This is a genomic window from Duganella alba (assembly GCF_009674495.1).
In the GTDB taxonomy this organism is placed as follows: Bacteria; Pseudomonadota; Gammaproteobacteria; order Burkholderiales; family Burkholderiaceae_D; genus Rugamonas; species Rugamonas alba.
The window spans coordinates 1-246 of record NZ_WKJN01000118.1; the positions used below are offsets into that span (position 1 = coordinate 1).

The following is a 246-nucleotide window of genomic DNA, read 5'->3' on the forward strand; positions in this document are numbered from 1 at the left end:
CCTACTTTCACACTGGTTGCAGCACTATCATCGGCGTAGAGTCGTTTCACGGTCCTGTTCGGGATGGGAAGGGGTGGGACCGACTTACTATGGTCATCAAGCTTTGACTTGTATGCTCTGCAGCCTTAGGCTGCACAGCGAATCCGGGAGAAGTAAAGTTTTTGGGTAGCACTCACCATCATAGTAAATGCGCATAACCGTCAAGGTTATAGGGACAAGCCGTACGGGCAATTAGTATCAGTTAGC

At 49.6% G+C, this 246-nt stretch carries 1 rRNA gene; it reads right to left on the reverse strand.

The window, feature by feature from the left end:
- Positions 1–101, reverse strand: a 5S ribosomal RNA gene (gene rrf, locus GJ695_RS30705); the annotation flags it as partial.
- Positions 102–246: the final 145 nt, after the last annotated feature.